This is a genomic window from Hydrogenophaga sp., from assembly GCF_026125825.1.
In the GTDB taxonomy this organism is placed as follows: Bacteria; Pseudomonadota; Gammaproteobacteria; order Burkholderiales; family Burkholderiaceae_C; genus Hydrogenophaga.
On sequence record NZ_JAHCKK010000176.1, the window covers coordinates 1 to 4,140 of the forward strand.

The window sequence follows — 4,140 nt, forward strand, 5'->3', positions numbered from 1 at the left end:
CGGCGCTTAACACCGGCTTTGTATCGCCCGAGAACCTGCACTGGAGCGTGTCAGCCATCACCCTGCTGATGGTGGTGGTGGGCGGGGTCAAGAGCCTGGCCGGGCCGATCGTGGGCGCGATCGTGTACTTCCTGTTCAAGGACTTGCTCGGCGAACACGCCACCCACTCGATGGCCATCTTTGGCGCGGCGCTGATTGCCGTGATCGTGTTTTCGCCCGATGGCCTCATCGGCGCGCTCCAGCGCGTCGCCAAGCGCAAGAAAGTGAACCCATGAGCGCCCACGTGCTGCAGGCCAGGGACGTGGCCATCCACTATGGCGGCGTGAAGGCGCTCGACGGGGTGGACCTCGCCCTGGAGAAAGGCCAGATCCACGGCTTGATCGGGCCCAACGGCGCGGGCAAGTCCACGGTGATCGACGCCATCACCGGCCGGCGCCCCTTGACCCGAGGCCAGGTCATGCTCGACGGTGAAGACGTGAGCCACATGGGTGCCGTGGCGCGGCGCACGCGCGGGCTCTCGCGCAGCTTCCAGCGCACCAGCGTCTTTGGCGGCATGGGTGTGCGCAAGCAGGTGGAGCTCGCGTCTTACAAGATGGGGGTGGGCGATTTCAGGGCCGACGCCGATGCCGTGCTCGGTGAGCTCGATCTGCGGCGGCTCGCGGACATGGAGGCCGAAGAACTCGGCTACGGCGAGCAACGGCGACTGGACCTTGCGCTGGCGCTGGTCGGCCGGCCCAAGGTGCTGATGCTCGACGAGCCCATGGCCGGACTCTCGGTGCAGGAGTCGCATGACCTGGCGCACCACCTCAAGACGCTGACCTCAAGCTGGAGCGTGTCGGTGCTGCTGGTCGAGCACGACATGGACGTGGTGTTCGGCATCTCCGACGTGATCACCGTGTTCGAACTCGGCCGGGTCATCGCGCACGGCGCGCCCGCGATCGTGCGGGCCGATCCGCGCGTGCGCAAAGCCTATCTCGGGAGCGCGGCATGACGCCCTTGCTGGAACTCGATGGCGTGCACGCCTGCTACGGCGCGGCCCACATCCTCCACGGCATGAGCCTGCGTGTGGACGCGGGCGAGCGCGTGGCGCTCATCGGGCGCAATGGCGTGGGCAAGACCACGGTGGTCAACACCGTGCTCGGTCTGGCGCGCCTCACCGGCGGCCAGGTGCGGCTGGCCGGGCAGCCGATCCAGAAGCCGCGCGCCTACATGGCGGCGCAACACGGCATCGCCGTGGTGCCGCAGGGACGCCGCATCGTGGCCAACCTCACGGTGGAGGAAAACCTGTTGCTCGGCGCCGCCGTCGGGCGAAAGGGCCCGTGGAACGTGCGCGAGATCTACAGGCTGTTCCCGATCCTGCAGGAGCGCGCCCACACCCCGGGCACCGCGCTCTCCGGTGGACAGCAGCAGATGCTGGCGGTGGGCCGCGCGCTCATGGTGAACCCCGCGCTGATCCTGCTCGACGAGCCCACCGAAGGCCTGGCGCCGGTGATCGTCGACCAGCTCGCGGACGTGTTCGGGCAGGTCGCCAGCCAAGGCACGGCCCTGCTCATGGTCGAACAGAACATGAACCTGGTGGTGCGCGTCGCGCAGCGCTACCTGGCGATGGCCAAGGGCGCCGTGGTTGGCGTTGGCCCCGTGAGCGCGTCGGCCGAAGGCCTCAAGGCCCTCGAAAGCCATGTGATGGTCTGACGCGCACGAGCCCCGTTTTTCAGCACGGCTGCCGGACCGATTCCGGTGATTCCAACAAGCAGGAGACAAACATGTCAGACAAGCGAATCGTGGTTCCATGCGCGCTGGCCGGTGCGGCACTGATCGCCCTGGCTCCCCTGAGCGCCTTGGCGCAGGCGAAGGAGCCCGTGAAGATCGCCCTGGTGTCGTCCAAGTCCGGCAACTTCGCCGCGATGGGTGTGGATGTGCTCAACGGGGTGCGCTTCGCCGTCGAGGAAGCCAACGCCAAAGGCGGCGTGGATGGCCGGCGGGTGATCGTGGCCGAGGGTGACGACGAAGGCACGCCCGATGCGGGACGCCGGGTGGCGGAGAAACTGACCCGCGAAGGGCACAACCTGATCATCGGCCCCATCACCTCGTCCATCTCACTGGCCATCAGCCAGAACCTGGCGCGTTGGGACGCGGCATTCATCGGCACCATCAGCAAGGCCGACAAGCTCACCACCGACACCTGCAGCCCGCGCTTCGTGCGCACCAACCATTCCGATGCGATGGACCTGGCCATGATCGAGCAGTGGGTGAAGAATGTGCCGGGCAACAACTTTGCCATCGTGGCGGCGGACTACGTGTGGGGGCATGACTCGGCCAGTTCCTTCGAAAAGGCCGTCACCGCGCAAGGCAAGAAGGTGTCCGTCAAGCTGCTTGCCCCGCTGGGAACCAAGGACTACGCGCCCTACATCCAGCAGCTCAAGGCGGCCAACGTCGATGCCATCTGGGTGGCCGATGTGTCCGGTGGCATCGCATTCGTGAAGCAGGCGGCCGACTTCGGGCTCACCCCCAAGACGCCGCTGATCGGCCACGCGCTGGTGTCCAATTTCCTGATCAACGCCACGGGCAACGCCATGGAAGGCGTGCCCGGCAATGTGGGCTACACGCCCGACATCGACACGCCTGCCTCCAAGGCCTTTGCGGCTGCGTTCAAGGCCAAGTACAACCGCCTGCCCTCCGACACCGAAGGCCAGGCCTACAACGGCGCGATGGTGCTCTTCCAGGGCGTGAAGCTTGCCAACAGCGTGCAGCCCGAGGCCGTCACCAAGGCGCTGCGCGGTGCGCAGGTCGACACGCTCTACGGCAAGATGACGATCCGCGCCGCAGACAACCAACTGTTGATCCCGAACTACGTTGCGCGTGTGAAAAGGGCCGATGGCGTGTTGCGTCCGGTCATTGAGCAGACCTACCCCGCGTCCATCACCCCGCCCGCGTCTGCGCTGTGCAAGATGTGATGTAGCTCAACGGCGATTGAATCCGAGCCCGCGGTGTGGGCTCGGACTGCTGTCTGCAGAAGTCCTCCCCTCGACAGCCTCAACCCACCGCAAGCCGAGAACTCCCCCGGCAGGAGTCTCTTCACGCAGAAATCGAGATTCCGTCAATCGCAGACGGACGGCATTCTTTCGCAGGTTCGGCTTGGCGCGAAGGCCCACCTTCATTTTTTTCGTGGCAGACCGATACAGCTTGAGTGGTTGCACGCGCGCGGATCGGTCAGGTTGCAGCTTCCACGTGAACATCTCGGGCGGAGCCCCAATTTGCGTGCAGCAGAGATCCGATTTCATTCATCCCATCAACCGCCTCGCTTCGAGTCGAAAGTTCAGTGTGACCATCACAAAATCGCTTCAAAGACCACAAGCCGATGAATCCCAGGCCAGACTGGGCGACCGGGTGATGCTTGCGGCCATTGGCTTGAGTGCGGTGGCTGCGGTGGTGATCGGCTTCACCTACTACGAGCCTGTGCTTGCGGTGGTCGGTGCGCTGCTCTTGTTCGGGCTGGGGCTGGCAGCCTATGTGTTGGGTCGAAGTTCTCTTGGCTCACGACTGGTGCTCACCTTCACGCTGGTGTCGCTCGTGGCCTTGCACATCCAGCTGGCGCATGGAGAGTTGGAGTTCCACTTCGGGGTGTTTGTCACCCTGGCGCTGGTACTGGTCTACCTCGACTGGCGCCCGATCGTGTTCGCTGCCGCTCTGTTTGCGGTACACCACGTGTTGTTCGATCGCCTGCAGGCCATTGGCTTGGGCTTCTACTGCACCACCGAAGCCAATTTCTGGCGTGTCATGCTCCACGCGGCCTATGTCGTGATCCAGACAGGCCTGGAAGGCGTGCTGGCCGTTGGCATGGGCCATACGGCTCGTGAGGGAGCCGAACTGATGCGTCTGGTGAGAGCAGTTGACCGACCGGATGGAATCTCACTGGACGTCAGTGGGCAGAGCACCGGCACAGCAGGCGCACGTGCTTTGCGCACCATTCTTGACAGGATGAAGCTCGCTGTGACCTCTGTTCAAGCGTCGGCGAAGAGGATCGAGTCGGCCAGCCAGGGAATTGCCTCCGGCAACCAGGACTTGAGCGCGCGCACGGAGCAGGCGGCAAGCAACCTGCAGGAGACGGCGGCGAGCATGGAGCAGCTCACGAGCACGGTT

Annotated in this window: 3 protein-coding genes and 2 pseudogenes; all 5 read left to right on the plus strand. The window is 64.9% G+C overall.

Features of this window, described 5'->3' with window-relative positions; genetic code table 11:
* Positions 1 to 275: pseudogene (locus KIT86_RS24460) on the plus strand (branched-chain amino acid ABC transporter permease); the annotation flags it as partial.
* Positions 272 to 991, plus strand: coding sequence for an ABC transporter ATP-binding protein (locus KIT86_RS24465; RefSeq protein ID WP_297403246.1), 720 nt, complete (start codon positions 272 to 274; stop codon positions 989 to 991). The pseudogene KIT86_RS24460 and the gene KIT86_RS24465, both read left to right, overlap by 4 nt.
* Entirely contained in the window at positions 988 to 1,692 is a 705-nt protein-coding gene (locus tag KIT86_RS24470; protein WP_297403248.1) for an ABC transporter ATP-binding protein, read from the plus strand. The genes KIT86_RS24465 and KIT86_RS24470 overlap by 4 nt, the downstream gene beginning before the upstream one ends.
* A 71-nt stretch (positions 1,693 to 1,763) precedes the next feature.
* Positions 1,764 to 2,954: an ABC transporter substrate-binding protein gene (locus tag KIT86_RS24475; protein WP_297403250.1), complete on the plus strand. Its 1,191-nt coding sequence runs from the start codon at positions 1,764 to 1,766 to the stop codon at positions 2,952 to 2,954.
* A gap of 367 nt (positions 2,955 to 3,321) precedes the next feature.
* A pseudogene (locus tag KIT86_RS24480) lies at positions 3,322 to 4,140 on the plus strand (chemotaxis protein); the annotation flags it as partial.

Coding starts and splice junctions, on each gene's coding strand:
- KIT86_RS24470 (WP_297403248.1), top strand. CDS start 988: ATGACGCCCTTGCTGGAACTCGATGGCGTGCACGCCTGCTACGGCGCG.
- KIT86_RS24475 (WP_297403250.1), top strand. CDS start 1,764: ATGTCAGACAAGCGAATCGTGGTTCCATGCGCGCTGGCCGGTGCGGCA.
- KIT86_RS24465 (WP_297403246.1), top strand. CDS start 272: ATGAGCGCCCACGTGCTGCAGGCCAGGGACGTGGCCATCCACTATGGC.